Below are 18,129 nucleotides of genomic sequence, written 5' to 3'. Positions count from 1 at the left end.
GGGGGGGGGAGGGATCGGTCGGGTTCGGTGTCGCGACTGAGGCGCGAGTCTGCGCCAGCCAGGAGTCGCGATAGAGCCCGTCGGTGGCGAGGAGCTCCTCATGCGTGCCGCGCTGCGTAGCCCTGCCATCGGCGAACACGACGATCTGCTCGGCGGTGACGGCCTGCTGCAGCCGGTGCGCGATGAGCAGAGCGGTGCGTCCTTCGCGCAGCACGGCGATCGCCTCTTCCACGGCTTCTCGATGGTGGAGCCCGACGTCGGCGGTGGCCTCGTCGAGGATCACGATGTCCGGGTCGGCGAGGAAGGCCCGTGCGACGGCGAGCTGCTGGATGCGTCCCTCGTCCAAGGGCACGACAGCCTCCTCGGAAGGCTCCACGTTCTCGCGGACCATGGCATCGACGGCCCACTGCGCTCCGACAGCCTGCAGCGCCGCGATCATCTCGTCGTCGCTCGCCTCCGGAGCGATGAGCCTCAGATTGTCGGCGATCGTGCCCCGGAAGTGATGCAGCTCCTGCGACAGGTAGTACGGGGCCGACGTGCGGGAGGCGAGGTGCACGCTGCCAGAGGTCGGTGGGTGGTGGCCGGCGACCACGCGCGCGAGTGTGCTCTTGCCCGACCCCGAAGTGCCCACCAGCGCCGCCGTGGTGCCCGGCTCGACCCGCAGGTTCACGTCGTGGATCCCCCGGCCGGTGGTCGGATAGCGGAACGTCACGTCGCGCACCTCGATCCCCGCTGATGACGCTGATTCCTCCGATGCCCGTGCTGCCGCGTCCGCTCGCCGATCCGAGGCGATAGTCGACGGCGCGAGGTCGATCACGCCGACGAGTCGCGCCAGGCCGATGGTCGCGCGTTGGATGTCGTCGAGTCCGAAGATCAACTGCCCCACGGGACCGAACAGACGGTGGAAAAGCAGCGCTGCGGTGGTGACGGCGCCCACCGTGACCGCGCCGGCCGACTGCAGCAGGAACCCGGTGCCGAGGATCGCGGCGAGGCCGACGAGCTCGCCACCGTTGATCCAGCGGAACAGCCGGTTGGTCACTCGCACGCCCTCGATCTGCTTCCGGATCGAGGCCTCTGCGCGCTCTCGCACCCGCTCCAGCGCCGGCTCCTGCTCGTTGAACGCGGTGAGTGTCTCGATACCCTCGACCGCATCGAGTACGGCCTGACTGCGCGCGGCTTCGCGCACCCGCACTTCGCGGAACACGACGCGCGACCTGCGGAGGAACGCCCGGGTGCCGAGCACGTAGAACGGTGCGGAGGCGAGTCCGGCGAGGGCGAGCCGGGGATCGAGCGCGGTCAGTGCGACCACCGACATGGCGATCGCGAATGCGGCGGACAGCAGGGTCGGGGCCACGTTCCCTCCGGCCTCGGCCACCGCATCGACATCGCCGGTCACGCGGGAGAGCAGGTCGGCGCTCTCGCCGTCGTCGACCGTGCTCACCGGAAGACTCATCGCCGAGGCGAACACGTCCTCGCGCAGTGCCGCGAGCATGTCCTGCACCAGGCCGGTGAGCACCCGCACGGCCCACAGCATCACCACGGCCGCACCGATGGCGCCCAGTCCCGCTCCGACGACCCAGCCGGCGATGCTCGCGAAGCCTGCGTCTGACGAGACGGCATCGACGATGCGGCCCAGGCAGGCGGGCATCACGATTCCGAGGGCGGAGGCCGCGAGGAAGAGCGCGGCGACGGCTGCCGTGCGGCCGGGATGCCGGCGCAGAAGCGCACCGATGACGGCCCGTACCCGAGCGCCGGAGGCGATCGGCAGCAGAGGGGAGGTCGAGACCGGGTCACCCATACTGCACCTCCGATCCGCCGGAGGGAACGTCGACGACTCGGTCGCAGGCGCCGAGCAGAATCGGCGAGGTGGTGATCACGATCACGGTCCCGGTGTGTTCTGCCAGGGCGCGGGCGATGTGCGCCTCGGTGAGGGCGTCGACGGCGGAGGTCGGTTCGTCGAGCACGAGCACGTCGGCCTGTGCGTGCAGGGCGCGGGCGATGCCGATGCGCTGCCGTTGTCCGCCCGAGAGACGTCTCCCGGCTTCCCCGACCTGCGCTTCCCAGCCGCCGACCTGCACCACGGTGTCGTGGAGGGCTGCCATCTCGATGAAGGGCGGGTGCGTGGGCTCGTCCCGCCCGTGCCCACGCACGGCCTCGCGGAGAGAGCCGCTCACGATCGTCTGCCCATGCGGAGGGGCGACGACCCGATGCCGGTATTCCACCGGGTCGAGGTCGGCCAGATCTCGGAGTTCTCCGTCGACCGCGAGGTGGACGCGGCCTCGGTCGACACGGGTCCGCAGGCCGAGCATCCGGGAGAGGGCCCTGGCCGTGTCGCTGTCGGCAGGGCGGACACCGAGGAGCTCCCGCTCGCGCACCTCGACGCGCGGCGAACCCGAGTCCGTGTGGAAAGCCAGCACCACCTGTCCCGCCGGACCTGCCGATGCGGGCGATGCGGGCGGCGGATCCAGCAGATCCTCGGCGTCGATCATCTCGGCGAGGCGCTTGGCGGAGGCGAGTTTGTGGATCCAGTTCGAGGGGAACGACCCCGCATACGCGAGGTATCCGCTGATGAACTGGGCGAGGCCGAGCACGGTCACCAGTTCACCGATGCTGATGCGGCCCTCGGCGGCGAACCATGCCGACATGCCCGCCAACGCGGTCGTCGCGATCGCGGCCAATGTGCCGCTCACCGCTTCGTAGGAGGCGAGGGATCGGCCGGCTGCCGTCGCCGCGCGTCGGGAGGTGTCGCTCGCGGCGACGTAACGCCGCACGGCCTCATCCCGGGCACCGATACCCACGAGCACGCGGAATCCGCTCATGAAGTCGGCGGCCACGGCGCCGGCCTCGGTCGCCGCGTGCTGCTCAGCGAACCCGCGACGCTCGAGCGGACGGGAGACGACCTGCATCACGAACATCATCGCGATGGTCGAGCCGAACACGACGAGTGTCGCGACGGGCGAGATCACCAGCATCGCGAGTCCGGCTCCGATGATCGCGGCGATCGTGGAGCATTGCTGCGCCACTGACCAGGCGACGCCGGCGACGCGATAGGTGTCGGATGTGACGAAGGTGAGCGCCTCGCCGGGGGTCACCGTGCGACGGGAGAGCCGGGGTCGCAGCATCCGCGACAGCGCGAGGTGACGGAGCGCCTGCTCGCCGTACCCGTAGACCGAGACCATGAGCCGGGAGGCCGACTGATAGCTCACGGTCAGCACGAGGAACGTTCCGACGAGCACGCCGAGCCAGAGGGCGAGCGCGGCGGGGTCTGCGGGAAGTACGGCGCGGTCTATCGTCGCTCCGATGATGACGGGGATCGTCGCCTCGGCGAGCGCGTGCACGATGAGCAGCGCCGTCGCTCCGGTGAGGGCGATCCCGCGACCCCCCGATCTCAGCGCGATCCCGAACAGCTTCCGCGGAGTGGATGTCGTGGGGGATGTCTTGGGGGACGTCACGGTGTCCGCCGTCCGAGCGGCAGCACGAGCGGGGTGCCTGAGACGGGGTCGGTGATCACCTTGCAGGGCAGGTCGTACACGGCGTGCACGAGCTCGGCGGTGATGATCTCGCGCGGGTCTCCCTGCGCCACGATGGCCCCGTCGCGCATCGCCACGAGGTGCGTGGCGTAGCGAGCGGCGTGGTTGAGGTCGTGCAGCACGGCGACGAGCGTCGTGCCCTCGCGGTGCAGGTCGGCGAACAGCTCCATCAGGTCGATCTGGTGCGCGATGTCGAGGAAGGTCGTCGGCTCGTCGAGCAGCAGGTGCTTGGTCTGCTGGGCGAGGGCCATCGCCACCCAGACGCGCTGCCGCTGCCCGCCGGAGAGCTCTTCCACCAGGCGCCGTGAGAGATCCGTGACCCCGGTGGCGGCCATGGCCTCAGACACCGCACGCTCGTCGGCGCTGCTCCACGTGCGCATGGCGCTCTGATGCGGGAAGCGTCCGCGACCGACGAGATCGGCGACCGTGATGCCGTCTGGCGCGATGGGCGACTGGGGGAGAAGGCCCAGCTTGCGAGCGGCTTCCTTCGGCTTGAGCGAGCGCAGCTCGTCGCCGTCGAGCAGGACGGCCCCGGTGCTCGGGCGCAGCAGCCGGGCGAATCCGCGCAGCAGGGTGGACTTGCCGCACGCGTTCGGTCCGATGATGATCGTGAACGAGTCGTCCGGTACCTCGAGGGTCAGCTCGGAGATGATGGGGGTGTCTCCGTAGCCCAGCGTGATGTCGCGAGCCAGCAGCGAAGCGGTCATGGGTGTTCCTTTCAGGTGCGGCGCGCGTACTGGGCGGCCAGCAGCCAGGCGAGGTAGATGCCGCCGACCGAGACCGTCACGACGCCGACGGGCACGGCGACGAGCTGGGCGACGGCGTCCGACACCACGACGAGCGCGGCCCCGGTCATCATCACGGGCACGGTGCCCATCGGGGTGTTCGAGCGGGTGAGGCGCTGCGAGATCTGCGGGGCGGCGAGCGCGATGAACGAGATGGGTCCGGCGGCGGCGGTGACGAGCGCGACCAGGGCAACGCCGAACACCATCGCCGCGAGGCGGGTGCGTCCGGGACTGATGCCGAGGGCGGTCGCTGCGTCGTCGCCCATCTCGAGCACGGGGAGCGTGCGGGCGAGCGGGAGGGACAGGAGCATGACGATCGCGAACACGAGAGTCGCCGGGATCAGCTGGTCGAACCCGAGCGAGGCGATCGAACCTGCCCCCCAGGTCGCCGCCATCATCGCCTTCTCGACACTGACCGAGATCAGGATCCACGAGGTGAGGGAGCCGAGTCCTGCCGAGACGCCGATGCCGACGATGATGAGCCGGAACGACGACATCGTGTTCTTGTTCGCCAGCACGTAGACGAGAAGTGCGGTGAACAGGCCGCCGATGAGTGCGCCGGCCGCCTTGAACATGTATGTGTTCAGTTCGAGCACGACCATCACGAGCGTCACACCGAACTGGGCCCCGATGCCGAAGCCGATGATGTCCGGGGAGCCGAGCGGGTTGCGCGTGAGGGACTGGAAGATGCCACCGGCGAGGGCCAGGGCAGCGCCGCACAGCACGGCGAACAGCACCCGGGGCAGGCGCCATTCGACGACCACCTGGCGGATGTCGGGGTCGGAGGAGGGATCGAAGATCGCCCGGATGACGGCCGCGAAGTCGACCTCGTAGGCGCCGAGCGTCATGGAGAAGAGGCCGGCTCCGACGATCACGACGAGGAGGATGAGGCACACGACCACGGAGCGCACCGGGATGAGGGTCGCGACGCGCGCGGTCTCGATCCGGAACAGGCGCCGACCGTGGTCGACGGGCGCGACGTCGGTCGACCGCGCTGGCGTCCCCGACGCGGTGACCGGCTTCTGATCGATGCTCACAGCCCGCTCACCCGCTTGCGGCGCACGAGCACGATCAGGATCGGGGCTCCGAGGAGGGCGGTGACGATCCCGACGCGCATCTCCCCGTTCGGGAGCACGATGCGGCCCAGGATGTCGGCGAGGAGCAGGAAGGCGGGGCCGATGATCATGGAGTACGCGAGTACCCAGCGTTGATCGGGTCCGGTGAACCAGCGCACGATGTGGGGGATCATGAGTCCGACGAAAGCGATGGGTCCGGCGGCGGCGACGCTGGTTCCCGCCAGCAGGGTCACGGCGATGATGACGAGGATGCGGGTCACCCGCACGCGCGCGCCGAGTGCCTGCGCCAGGTCGTCCCCGAGTGCCAGGGCGTTCAGGGAGCGCGCGCACAACAGCCCGATCAGCAGCCCGGCGACGATCAGCGGCACGGCCCAGGTGAGCTGGTCGATCGTGCGTCCACCGATCGAGCCGACACCCCAGAACCGCATGACCTGAAGCGTGCTGGTGTCGCGCAGCACGATGGCGGTGGTGAACCCGGTGAAGGCGGCGCCCAGGGCCACCCCGGCGAGGGTGAGCTTCATCGGGGTCGCGCCCGAGGCGCCGAAGGAACCGAGGATGTACACGAGTAGGGTGAGCACGAAGGCGCCGCCGAGGGCGAAGGGCACGTAGGCGCCGGGGGTGGTGAACCCGAGCACGCCGACGGCGAACGTGACGGCGAACGACGCACCGGCGTTGACCCCGAGGATGCCGGGGTCGGCGAGAGGGTTGCGGGTGAATGCCTGGATCAGTCCGCCGCACACGGCGAGAGCCGCGCCCACGACGATGCCGAGCAGGGTGCGGGGCACGCGCAGCTCCATGACCATCAGGTGCAGCGGGTTCTCGTCGTCGTAGGTGAAGAGCGACTGCAGGACGGTGACGGGGTCGATCGCGCGGGCGCCGACCGCGAGCGAGGCGATGGCGGCGATCACCAGCACACCCGCGGCGATGACGAGTCCCAGAACGAGCGTCCCGTTGCGGTGCGGGGAGCCGGCGTCGCGACTCCCCGCACCCGTGTTCGAGACGTCCGTGACGTCGTCCGTCGTCAGGGACATCCCGTGCGTCACTTGCCGGTGATGGTCGGCTCGCCCTGCAGCGCGCCGGCGAGGTCGTCGACGTACTTCGGCAGGATGTACTTCAGCGAGAGCACGGTGGGAGCGCTGATGGCGGAGGCCTCGGCGGCGTCGGCGTAGATCACGTACGAACCGTTCGCGATCGGGTTCCAGCGGGAGACGACCTTGTTCTCGACGGTGTACTTCCCCTCGTCGGCGCTGCTGCCCCACGCGGCGAACAGGTCGGCCTGGACGTCGTAGAGCTTCTCGAGGCTGACGCCGGTGTACCAGTTGTCGCCCTCGGCGGTCTTGAGGAAGCTGTCCATCGCCGAGGTGGACGTGAATCCGAGGGCCTCGGTGATGCGCACGCGCGGGTCGTACTCGAGGTAGACGCCGAGGTCGGTGCCGCCCTCGTTCAGGGTCAGACCCCAGACGAATGTCTTGTCCTGGAACTCGGGGTGCTCGCCGGCGAGAGTGGTGATCTGCTCCTCGGTCTCGGCGATCAGCTCGTCGGCCTTGTCCTCTTCCGACAGGGCCTTGCCGACCGTGCGGGTCATGTCCTCCCACGTGCCGGGGTTCCACGGACCTTCGATGTAGGGGACGGTCGGGGCGATCTCGGTCAGGCGCTCGTACTCGATGTCGGAGATGCCCGAGTACAGGCTCAGGATCAGGTCGGGCTTGAGCTCCTTGATGGCCTCGTAGTTGGGGCCGTCTTCGAGGAAGGGGATGATCTCGGGCGTCTCGCCGTACTCTTCGGTGACGTAGTCCTCGAACCAGGGCTGGTAGCCGCTCTCGCCCGCGCCCCACACCTCTTCCATGCCCACGGGGTTGGTGCCGAGGGCGGCGACGATGTCGGCCGTCATCCAGCCGAGGGTGACGATGCGCTGCGGCTTCTCGGGGATCACGGTCTTCCCGTGGCCGTGCTCGATCACCACGCCGTCGGTTGCGGTGGGCGCCGAATCGGCAGCTTCACCGGGCGCGGTCGAGCACCCGGCCAGCGTGAGGGCGGCGGCGACGGCCGCGGCGACGAGGGCGGAGCCTCGGCGGATCTTCGGGCGCGCAGAAGCGTGCGACATGGTTCTCCTTCGGGAAGGGGGGAGGGTGTTGCCGCATCGACGCGGCGAGAAGTTAGGTAAGCATGCCCTAACAGAACGATGCTAGAACGCGGATGCGGCGCTCAGTGTTGCGGGAGCGACGACTTGTATCGCGGAACCGACAAACGTTGGTCGGATCGACCGTCGGGCGACCGGGAATGCCGTGCCGTCAGCGCCAGTACAGCTGGTGGGCGGCGTCGGAATGCACCCGTGCCACGTGCTGTCGCGGGGTCAGGCCGAAGCGGTCCTTGAATGCGGCGGAGAAGGCGCTCGTCGTGGCGTAGCCGCAGCGGTGCGCGGCGGCGCCGATGGGGGTGCCGTCCACGACCAGTCGGGCTCCGAGAGTCATCCGCACTCCGGTGCGCCAGCGCCCGAAGCTCATGCCGACGTCGTTCTGGAAGATGCGCAGCACCGTGCGCTCGTGGAGGCCGTGGGCGAGGAACAGCTCGATCGCACTGCGGGGGTCGCCGGGGTCGGCGAGCACGGTCTGCACGAGAGCTGCCACGCGTTCGTCGGCGGGCATCGGCACCTCGCCCCACTCGCTGGCGGCCTCCGGAAGCGGCTGTTGGAGCATCTCGATCAGGACGGACTGGATGCGCACGCGCAGGTCGGTGGGCATGTCGTTGATGCCGAGGTGCAGCAGCATCTCCTGCACGGCGCGCGGCACGAGCACCCGGGTGATGCCGTCGATCGGGGTGATCAGCGCGGAGTCGGGGATGTAGGTGTAGCAGCCCGTCGAGTCCGCCTCGTGATGAGCGGTGTGCGGGGTGTGGGCCGGGATCCATACGCCCTGACCGGGAGCGAGTCGCCACCGCGCATCCTGCAGGTGCACCCACACCGTGCCGCGATAGCACCAGGCCAGCATCGGGTCGGCGTGGCTGTGCGGGGGAGAGAGCGGACGGGTTCCCGTGTCTTCGGCGGTGACCACACCAGTGCCCATCAGGTACGGCTCGTTCACGGTCGACGGATACGAGGGGCTCGCCGCCCAGTCGTCCTGCCGGTATGAGTTCATTCGTGCTCCGCGTGACGGGCTGCGCCGCGGGCTCGAAATCCGGCCTGCCGTCCTCGCCATGCTAACGGGGTGCGGTGCGGTGCGGTGCGAGTGCGACGCGAGGCCTGATGATGGAGGTATGCCCTCCGCTCATCGCCCCGGTCTGCGGGTCTCGTCGGGTCTCACCATCCCCGAGGCCGAGCTGTCGTGGCGCTTCTCGCGGTCGTCCGGTCCGGGCGGTCAGGGCGTGAACACGGCCGATTCCCGTGTGGAGCTGGTGTGGGATGCGGCGCGTTCGCCGGTGCTCTCACCGCATCAACGCGAGCGACTGCTCGAACGGTTGAGCGGTCGCCTGGTCGACGGCGTGCTGACGATCGCCGCCTCAGAACACCGCGCACAGCTGCGGAACAGGGATGCGGCGCGCGATCGACTCGTCGCTGTCGTGGAGGAGGCGCTGCGTCCGCCCGCTCCGCCGCGTCGAGCGACGAAGCCGAGTCGGGGATCGAAGGAGCGCCGGCTGAAGGCGAAGCAGCGGCGCACGGACGTCAAGAGCCTGCGTCGGCGCCCGCGCGAGGACTGAACCGACAGTGAACGAGGGCGATGCCCGATCGTGATCCTCGGGCGCACCTGAAGTCCCTATGCTCGACGCCATGGTCGACCAGGTCGGGTGGGTTCCGGAGTCCCAGTACCGTCGCGCCGTGGGTCTCCTCCGTGGCTGGGTGATGGGGCTGGCGATCCTGGGCGTCGTCGGGGTGCTGATCCTCGGTACGTTGATGTTCCGCTGGGTGTTCCAGGTCTCGCCCTTCCCCGTGGTCGTGTCGTCGCCGGCGGCGTGTCATCTTGGCGGCGATCCGCAGGACCCCAGTTGTACGTGGCGGTCGACGTGCAGAGGATAGTTGACGGGGCGCTCGTGGACGCATCATCGTTGGGCCCTTCGGGATGGACTGTCGAGGCCGCAGGGGTCGCCGCGTCGATGCCCGAGTTCGCTGCCCTGGATGACGCGGCGTTGACGCGCATCATCGAGCGGGCGGCGGCGGATTCCTCGATGCTCAGCGCGAAGAGGCCCACCGGCGTTCTGCTCGTGGTGCTCGACACCGAGGGTGAGAGCAGCGGGAGCCTCGCCGGACTCCGCACCGAGTGGGTGTTGGGGGAGCCCGTCCACCAGCAGGATGTGCCTCTGGGAATCGAGTTCACGCCCTCCGGTTGCACGGTGACGACCGTTCGATGAGGGCTCTCTAGCTGGCGGATCCGCTGAGGCCGGCTTCGACCGGCGCCCAGCCGTTCTCGAGGATCACGAACCCTGCTTCGAGCGTCCCGAAGGGGTCGTCGTTCTCGTTGACGAGCAGCTGCATCTGCAGGATGAACCGCGAGTAGACCCGGATCTCCGGGGTGGGTGTATCGAGTCCCAGTTCGTCGGCGATCGCGTCGGAGAGGGCGTCTTCGTGTCGGAGCCACATCTTCGCCGCGTAGTCGCGCAGCGCCGGTGTCTCGTTCAGGAAGCGCATGAAGGTGCGAGTGATCTCGTCTCCGTGCTCGTCGACGTTCGCGCGGAGCTCTGAGGCGTAGAAGTCGTGGATGGCGCGGTTGATCGTGCTCCCCGACGGGCGCTCGCGGACGGCGGCCACCAGGCGGTCGCGCTGCTCGTCGTCTTCGTCGAACACCAGCGCCTCCTTCTGAGGGAAGTGCGCGAACACGGTCGTGGGGGAGACATCTGCGGCATCGGCGACCTCGCGGATGCTCACCTCATCGAAGCCGCGTTCCAGGAACATGGCCGTCGCGACGTCGGAGATCGCCTTGCGGGTCGCGGCCTTCTTCCGTTCGCGGCGACCGAGAGGTGCGGGGTTCGTCATGCCCGACAGTCTATCGTGAACCCACTATAAAACTGGCTTGACACCAAAACTGGTATGACTACACTTTCGGTATGACTTCACCCACCTCTCTCACGCGACGGGACCAGAACCGCGCGTGGATCATGCTCATCGTGCTCACGATGCTCACCGTCATCGGAATGACGGTCGTCCTCCCGGTCCTGCCCTTCGTCGTGCTCCAGTACGTCTCGCACGAGAGCGACCTGGCCATCTGGGTCGGCGTGCTCGAAGCGATCAACGGCCTCTGCGCCTTCCTGGTCGCGCCCTTCCTCGGACGTCTCTCAGACCGCTTCGGACGTCGACCCGTGATCATCGTCGCGGCATTCGGTGCGGCCTTCTCGATGGCGCTGTTCGGATTCGGCGGCGCCCTCTGGGTGCTCGTGCTCGCTCGCGTCATCCAGGGCCTCACCGCGGGCGATCTACCCGCCCTCTTCGCCTACCTGGCCGACATCACCCCGCCGGAGCAGCGCGCCAAGCGCTTCGGCCTCCTCGGTGCGCTCTCGGGGATCGGCACCATGATCGGTCCAGCCATCGGAGGACTGCTCGCCGCGATCAGCATCCAGCTCCCGGTGTTCCTGACCGCCGCCGTCGCCCTCACGATCGCGATCCTCAGCATCTTCCTCCTCCCGGAGAGCCTGAAGCCGGGCAACAGGATCGCCGCGATCAAGCTGCGCGACGTGCAGCCCTTCGCCGTCTTCAAGGAGGCCTTCGGACGCAAGGAGCTGCGCGGGCTGATGATCGGCTTCGGCCTGCTCGCGCTGCCGTTCGGCTTCTTCGTGAACAACTTCAGCGTGCTCGCCCTGGACTCCATCCAGTGGGGACCGACCCAGATCGGACTCCTGACCGCGGCCGTCGGCATCATCGACATCCTCATCCAGGGCGTGCTGCTGGGCATCCTGCTTCCGCGCATCGGCGAGCGCGGAGTGATCGTGAGCGGCATCGTCGCGCAGATGATCGGTCTCGCGGCCCTCGCCGTCGTGGCTTCCGTCTTCGCGCAGCCGTGGGTGTTCATCGTCGGCGCCCTGATGCTGGCCGCCGGCCAGGGGGCGTCCCAGGCCGCGATGGACGGGGCGATGTCCAACGCCGTCGGCGACGACGAGCAGGGCTGGCTCGGCGGAGCCACCCAGTCGTTGAATGCGGCGATGGGCACGGCAGCCCCGCTCATCGCCGGTGCGCTCTACGCACTGGTCAGCCACGCGGCCCCGTACTGGCTCGGGGTCGCGCTCATGATCGTGGCGGTGACCGTCGTCAGCCGCGCGCACATCGCGAACACCGCGAAGCGCCCGGCCGGCGAGACGACGGGCGACGCTCCCGCGGCACTCGTGGAGACGGCTGGCTGAGGTTCAGTCCGAGGGGGTTGCCGGGCGCGGCAGCCCCCTCAGCTGTGCGATCGACGCCAGCAACTCTTCCGGCGCGGTTCCGATGCTTCCGAGCACCGCGGCGGCTGCCGCGCTGAACCCCGCCGTGTCGATCGGGAGCCGTGCCGCGTTCGGCACCAGTCCCTTCTCGTTCGTCACCCACTGGCCGGCGGCCGCGTGCCAGGCATGGGCGATCAGCATGGCCGTCGTGGTTCCGCACAGCACCACGTAGGCGGCATCGCCCGTCTTCGCGCCCTTCGTGGCTGCGTTCAGCAGGAAGTCGACCTGCCAGAGATTCTCGATGAACGCCGCGCGGAGGGCGTCGGGGTACGGAGTCACGCTTTGAGCCAGCGCGACGAGGATCCCGTCCGGGTCGCAGAGCGGCACGCCGGTCGCCACCTCACCCGCATAGGCGACGTCGAGGAAGCCGAGCGGATGTCCCGGCTGGGAGTGGAAGGCGAACTCGCCACGGGCGGCGCGGGCGCACTGATCCTCGACGCGGGTCACGTCGCGGAGGATGAGGTCGACCGGTGCGCCGTCGACGATCAGCCAGGCCCCGCTGTCGACCCAGGGTCCCCATCCGCCGCGGCCGGCGATCTCGACGTCTTCGCCGGTCCATCCGCTCGCTGCCTCCGCGAGGGCGGTCAGGTCGACGTCCGCCTCCACATACAGCCCCAGATCGATGTCGGAGTCGGGGCGGTGCGTCCCTCGCGCGCGGCTGCCGCCCAACGCGACGGCTCGCACCCCTGGCACCTTTCCCAGGTCGTCGGCCATGGAGCGGAGGCGGTCTTCATCGAGCACGACACCGATCGTACTCATGCGGATTCCCCGGTGCGGATCCCGCCGGCGTCAGTCCTTGCCGCCGCGCACGAGCTCGAGCCCTGCGCCGGCGAACTGCCGCAGGGTCGCGTCCGGGAGGAAGGCCCGGGTGAGCGCTCCGCCGATGCGGGTGAGGTCGCTCTCGTCACGGAACAGCAGGTACATGGTCTCGTACCGCGGGTGGAACTTCTGCTTGAAACGGTGCAGCGACCCGAAGCCGTACACCGGTTCCAGGGCCTCGGCGAGCCGGTCGCTGAGCGCTGCGATCATCCCGGCATCCGGTGGATAGTCGTGGGCGAGCGGTGCCCCTGAGAGCGACATGATCTGTGCGCCCTCGTCGGCGAACTGGCGGGCGGAGGATCCGATGAGGTACTCCATCACCGGCCCGAAGCCGCCCTCGCGACGTCGCATGAGGTCGAGGGTCCAGCCGCGCACGACGCCGCCTTCGCCGTAGACCGGCAGCCACGACAGGAACCCGTCGACGTCGCCGTTCGGAGCGAGGGCCAGCGCGAGTCGCACCTCCGGGTCTTCCGCCTCGTCGAGCGTGCCGAGCGTGAAACGCATCTCCGGCAGATCCTTGTCTCCCACCCAGGCCTCCGAGATCGCGCGCAGCTGCTGCTGCACACCCCACGGTTCGGCCTTCAGGTGCGTCATCCGGAACGTCATCTCCTCGCGGCCCGCCTTGTTGAGCGAGGTGCGGACGGAGTTCCAGCGCTTGCCGGTGAACTCCAGGCCGGGGAGGTCGACGATCGTGTCGTCCGCCACCACGATGCTCCGCCACGTCGAGGGCACGGCGGCGCGCGTGGCTTCGTCGGCGCTGAAGAAGCACGGCACGAGACCGGCCAGCTCGGCGGCGTGGATGAAGTCGGTCACGGCCTCGGCGCGCGTCTGTGCCGGTCCGATCGGGTCGGCGAGGGCGAGGGCGACGCCGTTGCGCCGCTGGTACGCCACGATGCCGCCGATGACCCTGGCGTAGCTGTTGCCGTCCCAGGTCGTCATCCACGAGAGCGTGCCGCCTCCGTGCGTGCGCAGCTGCTGCTTCATGTCCTCGACGGTGGGGGCGGGTTGCATGCCGAGCTTGGCTCGCCGCTTGGCGCGGAAAGCGCGGCGTACCCAGATCAGGTACACGAGCATGATCAGCCAGAGGAACCCGTTCGCCAGAGCGAGCTCGGTGTCTCCATCCCAACGGAAATCGACCTGAGCCTGGCTGTACACGGTGATCAGGATCAGCACGAGAGTGGCAGTGAGGACGTTGAAGATCCCCAGCAACAGCGCGAGCACCCAGGTCCAGCGGCGCCCGCGCCGGAGGCCGTTCACCAACACGAGGATCACGACGAGATCGATCGCGAGGTCGATGAAACCGCCGGACGCGGGATCGGTCTGGCCGAAGGGGCCGTCGGTCGCCACGAACGTCGTGATGATCTCCACGGCGCCGAGGACGAGCATCGCGACCACGGCGATCAGCCGCTGCTCGCGGACCGTGGTGTGCCGCACCCGCAGCGACCGGTCGACCACGAGGATCAGCAGCACCGCGAGGAGGTGTTCGAGGTCGGCGACCTTGCCCCAGAACAGCATCGCGATGAAGACGAAGCCGAGCAGGATGAGCCAGCCGCGCACTCGCCACGGCGGACGGAACAGCCCGACCGCGGCGGCGATGCAGGCCATGGTGCCGCCGGATGCCCCCACGTCGAGTGCCTGGGCCTGCTCCGTCGCCCAGGCCCAGGGGAACTGCGACAGCAGGAACAGCAGCAGCGCGGTGGCGAAGATCGCGAACAGCTGCCCGATCCAGTAGTAGGCGAGCGCGATGCGCGACCCGCGACGGAACTCCAGGTAGGCCATGCCCCAGAAGCCCGCGATGGTGAACAGATACACCCACGGCTCGTTGACGAAGAACGTGCCGGTGAGGGGAGTCCACCATTTGCCGTCGGCCAGGTTGGGAAGACCGTAGGCGACGCTCTGGAAGAGTGCGGTGTCCTCGAACGGTGTCCAGAGTCCGCGCGAGACTACCCCGACGACGAGGATCAGCAGCACCATCGTCAGCGTCGCGGGGATGCGCCGGACGACGGCGATCACGGGATGCGGAGAGGGGGAGTGCTCCTCGGTCATGCGCTCAGCGTAGCGAGGGAGGTGGCTCCGCCGCGGAGGCCGCTCCTACTCGCCGCGGAGAACCCGTCGGAGGTCGGCGATCTCCTCGGCCGTCATCCCACCGCTGCGCAGGTAGCCCGACACGTCTCCGTGATTCGCGGTGATCCACTCCATCGCCGTCTCGATCGCCGACGCCGGCGACTCGGTGGCGAGGGTCTTCAGCGCCGGGGTGAGGGGGACTCCGAGAGAGGTGATCAGCGCGGTGAGGGCCTCGGCGAATCCGCGCGCGAGGTTCTTCTCCGTGAGGGTGTAGTCGGCGACGATCTCCTCACGGGGAACCTCCGCGACGAGCAGCAGGATCGCGGCAGCGAGGCCGGTGCGGTCCTTACCCGCAGTGCAGTGGAACAGCACTCCCGGCCGCTCGGTGCGCGCGGCGGCGAGCACCGTCCTGGCGATGGTGGCGAACTGCGGGGCACTGGACTCCAGGATCGAGGTGTAGAGCTCCTCCAGCGTCGGCACCTGCTTCAGCACCTCGGTGACCTGGGTCACGGAGAGACCAGCGCTCCCGGCCGAAGGGAGGAACTTCTTGACCATCTCGTCCATCGCCCCGCCCTGCATGGGAAGTTCGATCAGTGTCACGCTGCCGTCGTCGGGCAGTCGGTCGGCGGCACGGGAGCGCTCGCCGTCCGTGCGCAGGTCGATGACCGTGCCGATACGCAGATCGGTCAGGGCCTGCATCCCCTCATCCGTCAATGCAGCCAGCGCGTCCGACCGGAAGAGGAGGCCGGAGGCGAGCGTCCCGCCGTCGGAGGTCGGGAGTCCCGTGAGTTCGCGGGCGTTGTGGGTCGTCTGCAAAGCGGTTGAGATGTCGATGGTCATTCTGGCCTCTCCTGGGTGTGCGGCCAGAATATCGGTGTGGCGGGAACACGCGGCTTCGACACGGAAACCGCGCGTTCCCGCCCGTCGTCTCAGCCGTTCACGGCCTTCTCGATGGCCTGCTCGAGGTCGTCCCACTCCTGCAGCACGACTTTCTCCCCGGCGACGAAGAAGGTCGGCGTGCTGTTGACCCCGAGCTTCTCACCGTCCGTCTTGTCGGACTGCACCCGCTCCGCGGTGGCCGGATCGGCGATCGCGGCGTCGTAGGCGGCCATGTCGAGGCCAAGCTCCTCGGCGAAGCCTCGGAACACCTCAGGGGTCTCCTCTGGCTGCTCGCCCCACTGCGCCTGGGTCTCGAACAGGCGGTGGTACATGTCCTCGAAGCGGTCCTGACGAGCGGCCGCCTCGGCGGCCAACGCGGCCTGCGTGGAGTTGATGTGACCGGGAAGCGGGAAGTAGCGCACGACGTAGGTGATCTCTCCGTCGTACTTCTCGCGGAGATCTTCCACCACGGGGTAGAACGCACCGCACGCCTCACATTCGAAGTCGAGGAACTCGACGACGGTCACGGCGCCGTCGCCCCCGTCGTCGAGCACATGCGAGTCGGTGCGGACGGTCTGCTGCGGTTCTCCTTCTGCCGAGGGTGCGGCGGGTTGCTGCTGGCTGATCGCGAACACGATCCCGGCGATCAGCAGGACGATGGCGACGGCGATGGCGACCAGGGTCGCTTTGACAGAGTTCTTCATGGGGTCTCCAGACACACGGGTACGACGAGGGAAGGTGCCGCCGGCGGGCGGCGCGGACGCTCGTCGTGGATCAGGTGCGGGAGATGGAGAGCTGCGTGAGGGTGAGGGCGGAGACGAGGATGCCGGAGCCCGCCCGGCTCGGAGTCGCCGCGTGCGGAGAGTGGACGTCGAGCGTCCGTGTCGAATGGCCCGTGAGCCGGCGGAACAGCAGGATCAAGGCGACGGACCCCAGCACCGCGAGCAGGCAGATGCCCACGCCGGAGGACAGCACATCGACCGTCGCTGCGCTCTCGACATCGGCTGAGGTCGGGGCAGCCGCGGCCGAGTCCGAGACACCGGAGGCGAGACACAGTGTCGCGTGCACGTCGGCGGAACCCCGAGACGTCGACCAGGCGCCGACGACGAGCAGGAGCGCGAGGCCGACGGCGATGATCACACGGGCGATCAGCAGCCGTTCGGCCCCCGCTCGCGGCGACGGATCAAGCGATGGGGGCAACATTTCCCGCGCAGTCTAGCAACGCCGCCTCTGTCCTCCCCGGGGCCGGAGCGGTCGCGACACGCCTAGACTGGAGGGGTGGCGAGACTACTGATCGTCGGCGGCTTCCTCGCCGCCGTGTTCTGGGTGTTCAGCATCGTCGACTGTGCAGTGCAGCCGGCGACGCGGCACCGGGGTGTGTCCAAACCGCTCTGGATCGCGATCGTCGTGCTCCTTCCCGTGATCGGCGGCATCCTCTGGTTCGTGATCGGCCGCCGTCGGGCGAACGATCCCGGTGTCCGTCCTGTCGTCGCACCGGATGATGACCCCGCCTTCCTCCGCAGCATCAGCAAGTCCGAGCAGGATGCGCGTATCCGCCGCCTCGAGGAAGAGCTGGCACGCCTCGACGACGAGACCGACGAGCCTCCTGCCACGGACCAGCGCCCGTGACCTCGTCGCCGGCGATGGACGCCGCGGCGACCCTGATCGCCGAGCTCGTCGGCCACGGTGTGCGCGACATCGTGCTGTCGCCGGGCTCGCGGTCGCAGGCACTCGCGCTCGCCGCTGTGCGTGCCGCCGATGACGGACACCTCCGCGTGCACGTCCGAATCGACGAGCGGGTCGCGGGGTTCACCGCCCTCGGCATCGCCAGGGAGACACGCATGCCCGCAGCGGTGGTGTGCACCTCGGGGACGGCCGTCGGCAACCTGCTTCCCGCGGTCATGGAGGCGTTCCACTCCGGGGTCCCGATGCTCCTGCTCACCGCCGACCGCCCCCCGGAGCTGCGCGGCGTCGGCGCCAACCAGGCGACGCTCCAGGAAGGCCTCTTCCGTCCGTGGGTGCGTGACGCGCTCGATGCTCCGGTGCCGGGCGAGGGCGACTGGGCCGGACTCGCCGAACGGGCGGTCGCCGCGTCGATGGGGGCACGCGAGGTCGAGAGCGGCCTCCGTGGCGTCGCCGGGCCCGTGCACCTGAACCTTCCCACGAGAGAGCCCCTCTCGGGGGACCTTCCCTCCATCGAACTCGTCCAGGGCGAAGTTCCCTCGGTGCTGAAGGAGGAGCCGTTCGAGCTCGACCGCAGCCGGCGCACCGTCGTGATCGCCGGGGCCGATGCCGGCCCCGATGCCGAAGAGATCGCGCATGCCGGTGGGTGGCCGCTGATCGCCGAGATCGTGAGCGGTGCGCGGTTCGGACGTCAGGTCGTGCACGGCTACCGTCGCCTGCTGGCTCGCGAAGACCTCGGCGGACGCATCGAGCGGGTCGTGGTGCTGGGCCATCCCACTCTCAGCCGCGAGGTCGCCGCGCTGCTCGCGCGACAGGACGTCGAGATCGTCGCCGTGCGCCACGGCGGCGAGGAGCTGAACCTCAACCACCGCACGCGCGGAGTCGACGCGGTCG

General features: G+C 69.2%; 19 protein-coding genes. 6 read left to right on the top strand and 13 right to left on the bottom strand.

Annotation, left to right across the window (positions count from 1 at the left end):
• The 7 genes from DSP71_RS11055 to DSP71_RS11025 all read right to left on the bottom strand — a co-directional run.
• Positions 1-1,798: ABC transporter ATP-binding protein (locus tag DSP71_RS11055; RefSeq protein ID WP_147251300.1), on the bottom strand; the 1,798-nt coding region annotated here is incomplete at its 3' end.
• Positions 1,791-3,452, bottom strand: a complete 1,662-nt coding sequence (locus tag DSP71_RS11050) for an ABC transporter ATP-binding protein (RefSeq protein ID WP_113681118.1) — start codon at positions 3,450-3,452, stop codon at positions 1,791-1,793. The genes DSP71_RS11050 and DSP71_RS11055, both read right to left, overlap by 8 nt.
• Positions 3,449-4,237 carry an ABC transporter ATP-binding protein gene (locus DSP71_RS11045; RefSeq protein WP_113681117.1) on the bottom strand — a complete coding sequence of 263 codons (789 nt, stop codon included), beginning with the start codon at positions 4,235-4,237 and terminating at the stop codon, positions 3,449-3,451. The genes DSP71_RS11050 and DSP71_RS11045 overlap by 4 nt, the downstream gene beginning before the upstream one ends.
• Before the next feature lie 11 nt (positions 4,238-4,248).
• Positions 4,249-5,352 carry an iron chelate uptake ABC transporter family permease subunit gene (locus DSP71_RS11040; protein ID WP_113681116.1) on the bottom strand — a complete coding sequence of 368 codons (1,104 nt, stop codon included), beginning with the start codon at positions 5,350-5,352 and terminating at the stop codon, positions 4,249-4,251.
• Positions 5,349-6,422, bottom strand: a complete 1,074-nt coding sequence (locus DSP71_RS11035; RefSeq protein WP_218867293.1) for an iron ABC transporter permease — start codon at positions 6,420-6,422, stop codon at positions 5,349-5,351. The genes DSP71_RS11040 and DSP71_RS11035 overlap by 4 nt, the downstream gene beginning before the upstream one ends.
• 8 nt (positions 6,423-6,430) lie before the next feature.
• On the bottom strand, positions 6,431-7,495 hold the full coding sequence (locus DSP71_RS11030) for an ABC transporter substrate-binding protein (protein ID WP_046747782.1): 1,065 nt from the start codon (positions 7,493-7,495) through the stop codon (positions 6,431-6,433).
• Positions 7,496-7,682: 187 nt separating this feature from the next.
• Entirely contained in the window at positions 7,683-8,525 is an 843-nt protein-coding gene (locus DSP71_RS11025; RefSeq protein ID WP_046747783.1) for an AraC family transcriptional regulator, read from the bottom strand.
• Between the two features lie 118 nt (positions 8,526-8,643).
• Here DSP71_RS11025 and arfB point away from each other — a divergent pair, with 118 nt between their 5' ends.
• The 3 genes from arfB to DSP71_RS11010 all read left to right on the top strand — a co-directional run bounded on the left by arfB (position 8,644) and on the right by DSP71_RS11010 (position 9,732).
• On the top strand, positions 8,644-9,084 hold the full coding sequence (gene arfB / locus DSP71_RS11020) for an alternative ribosome rescue aminoacyl-tRNA hydrolase ArfB (protein WP_113681114.1): 441 nt from the start codon (positions 8,644-8,646) through the stop codon (positions 9,082-9,084).
• 70 nt (positions 9,085-9,154) lie between these two features.
• Positions 9,155-9,400: a hypothetical protein gene (locus DSP71_RS11015; RefSeq protein WP_147251299.1), complete on the top strand. Its 246-nt coding sequence runs from the start codon at positions 9,155-9,157 to the stop codon at positions 9,398-9,400.
• Between the two features lie 77 nt (positions 9,401-9,477).
• Entirely contained in the window at positions 9,478-9,732 is a 255-nt protein-coding gene (locus DSP71_RS11010) for a hypothetical protein (protein ID WP_147251298.1), read from the top strand.
• A gap of 7 nt (positions 9,733-9,739) precedes the next feature.
• Here DSP71_RS11010 and DSP71_RS11005 read toward each other — a convergent pair whose 3' ends face one another.
• Positions 9,740-10,354: a TetR/AcrR family transcriptional regulator gene (locus tag DSP71_RS11005; RefSeq protein WP_046747787.1), complete on the bottom strand. Its 615-nt coding sequence runs from the start codon at positions 10,352-10,354 to the stop codon at positions 9,740-9,742.
• A 71-nt stretch (positions 10,355-10,425) separates the two neighbouring features.
• On the opposite strand from DSP71_RS11005, the gene tet(42) reads away from it, so the two are divergent.
• Complete coding sequence (tet(42), locus tag DSP71_RS11000) at positions 10,426-11,712, top strand: tetracycline efflux MFS transporter Tet(42) (RefSeq protein WP_257021921.1); 1,287 nt, start codon at positions 10,426-10,428, stop codon at positions 11,710-11,712.
• 3 nt (positions 11,713-11,715) lie between these two features.
• Here tet(42) and DSP71_RS10995 read toward each other — a convergent pair whose 3' ends face one another.
• The 5 genes from DSP71_RS10995 to DSP71_RS10975 form a co-directional block, all read right to left on the bottom strand.
• Positions 11,716-12,549, bottom strand: coding sequence for a nucleotidyltransferase domain-containing protein (locus DSP71_RS10995; RefSeq protein WP_113681110.1), 834 nt, complete (start codon positions 12,547-12,549; stop codon positions 11,716-11,718).
• Between the two features lie 30 nt (positions 12,550-12,579).
• Positions 12,580-14,655 (bottom strand): bifunctional lysylphosphatidylglycerol flippase/synthetase MprF, encoded by a 2,076-nt coding sequence (locus DSP71_RS10990; RefSeq protein ID WP_113681109.1) that lies wholly within the window; start codon positions 14,653-14,655, stop codon positions 12,580-12,582.
• A gap of 45 nt (positions 14,656-14,700) precedes the next feature.
• On the bottom strand, positions 14,701-15,513 hold the full coding sequence (locus DSP71_RS10985) for a tyrosine-protein phosphatase (protein ID WP_113681108.1): 813 nt from the start codon (positions 15,511-15,513) through the stop codon (positions 14,701-14,703).
• Positions 15,514-15,602: 89 nt separating this feature from the next.
• A complete protein-coding gene (locus DSP71_RS10980) occupies positions 15,603-16,256 on the bottom strand; it encodes a thioredoxin domain-containing protein (protein WP_046747790.1) in 654 nt (217 codons plus the stop codon).
• Between the two features lie 70 nt (positions 16,257-16,326).
• The gene (locus DSP71_RS10975; protein WP_113681107.1) at positions 16,327-16,755 is read right to left on the bottom strand and encodes a hypothetical protein; all 429 of its coding nucleotides are present in this window, start codon (positions 16,753-16,755) and stop codon (positions 16,327-16,329) included.
• A 75-nt stretch (positions 16,756-16,830) separates the two neighbouring features.
• Here DSP71_RS10975 and DSP71_RS10970 point away from each other — a divergent pair, with 75 nt between their 5' ends.
• Both DSP71_RS10970 and menD read left to right on the top strand, forming a co-directional pair.
• A complete protein-coding gene (locus DSP71_RS10970; protein ID WP_046747792.1) occupies positions 16,831-17,181 on the top strand; it encodes a PLD nuclease N-terminal domain-containing protein in 351 nt (116 codons plus the stop codon).
• Positions 17,178-18,129: 2-succinyl-5-enolpyruvyl-6-hydroxy-3-cyclohexene-1-carboxylic-acid synthase (menD, locus tag DSP71_RS10965; RefSeq protein ID WP_113681106.1), on the top strand; the 952-nt coding region annotated here is incomplete at its 3' end. The genes DSP71_RS10970 and menD, both read left to right, overlap by 4 nt.

This window comes from Microbacterium sp. H6, assembly GCF_003314775.1.
GTDB classification, from domain to species: domain Bacteria; phylum Actinomycetota; class Actinomycetes; order Actinomycetales; family Microbacteriaceae; genus Microbacterium; species Microbacterium oxydans.
The sequence above is the reverse complement of the archived record's forward strand: the minus strand, read 5'-3'. Positions and strand labels throughout refer to the sequence as shown.

What these genes read in the sequence shown, in the direction of transcription:
- DSP71_RS11045 (WP_113681117.1), bottom strand. Translation starts at nt 4,237, where the DNA reads ATGACCGCTTCGCTGCTGGCTCGCGACATCACGCTGGGCTACGGAGAC.
- DSP71_RS11035 (WP_218867293.1), bottom strand. Translation starts at nt 6,422, where the DNA reads ATGTCCCTGACGACGGACGACGTCACGGACGTCTCGAACACGGGTGCG.
- DSP71_RS11030 (WP_046747782.1), bottom strand. Translation starts at nt 7,495, where the DNA reads ATGTCGCACGCTTCTGCGCGCCCGAAGATCCGCCGAGGCTCCGCCCTC.
- DSP71_RS11025 (WP_046747783.1), bottom strand. Translation starts at nt 8,525, where the DNA reads ATGAACTCATACCGGCAGGACGACTGGGCGGCGAGCCCCTCGTATCCG.
- arfB (WP_113681114.1), top strand. Translation starts at nt 8,644, where the DNA reads ATGCCCTCCGCTCATCGCCCCGGTCTGCGGGTCTCGTCGGGTCTCACC.
- DSP71_RS11015 (WP_147251299.1), top strand. Translation starts at nt 9,155, where the DNA reads ATGGTCGACCAGGTCGGGTGGGTTCCGGAGTCCCAGTACCGTCGCGCC.
- DSP71_RS11010 (WP_147251298.1), top strand. Translation starts at nt 9,478, where the DNA reads ATGCCCGAGTTCGCTGCCCTGGATGACGCGGCGTTGACGCGCATCATC.
- DSP71_RS11005 (WP_046747787.1), bottom strand. Translation starts at nt 10,354, where the DNA reads ATGACGAACCCCGCACCTCTCGGTCGCCGCGAACGGAAGAAGGCCGCG.
- DSP71_RS10995 (WP_113681110.1), bottom strand. Translation starts at nt 12,549, where the DNA reads ATGAGTACGATCGGTGTCGTGCTCGATGAAGACCGCCTCCGCTCCATG.
- DSP71_RS10990 (WP_113681109.1), bottom strand. Translation starts at nt 14,655, where the DNA reads ATGACCGAGGAGCACTCCCCCTCTCCGCATCCCGTGATCGCCGTCGTC.
- DSP71_RS10985 (WP_113681108.1), bottom strand. Translation starts at nt 15,513, where the DNA reads ATGACCATCGACATCTCAACCGCTTTGCAGACGACCCACAACGCCCGC.
- DSP71_RS10980 (WP_046747790.1), bottom strand. Translation starts at nt 16,256, where the DNA reads ATGAAGAACTCTGTCAAAGCGACCCTGGTCGCCATCGCCGTCGCCATC.
- DSP71_RS10975 (WP_113681107.1), bottom strand. Translation starts at nt 16,755, where the DNA reads ATGTTGCCCCCATCGCTTGATCCGTCGCCGCGAGCGGGGGCCGAACGG.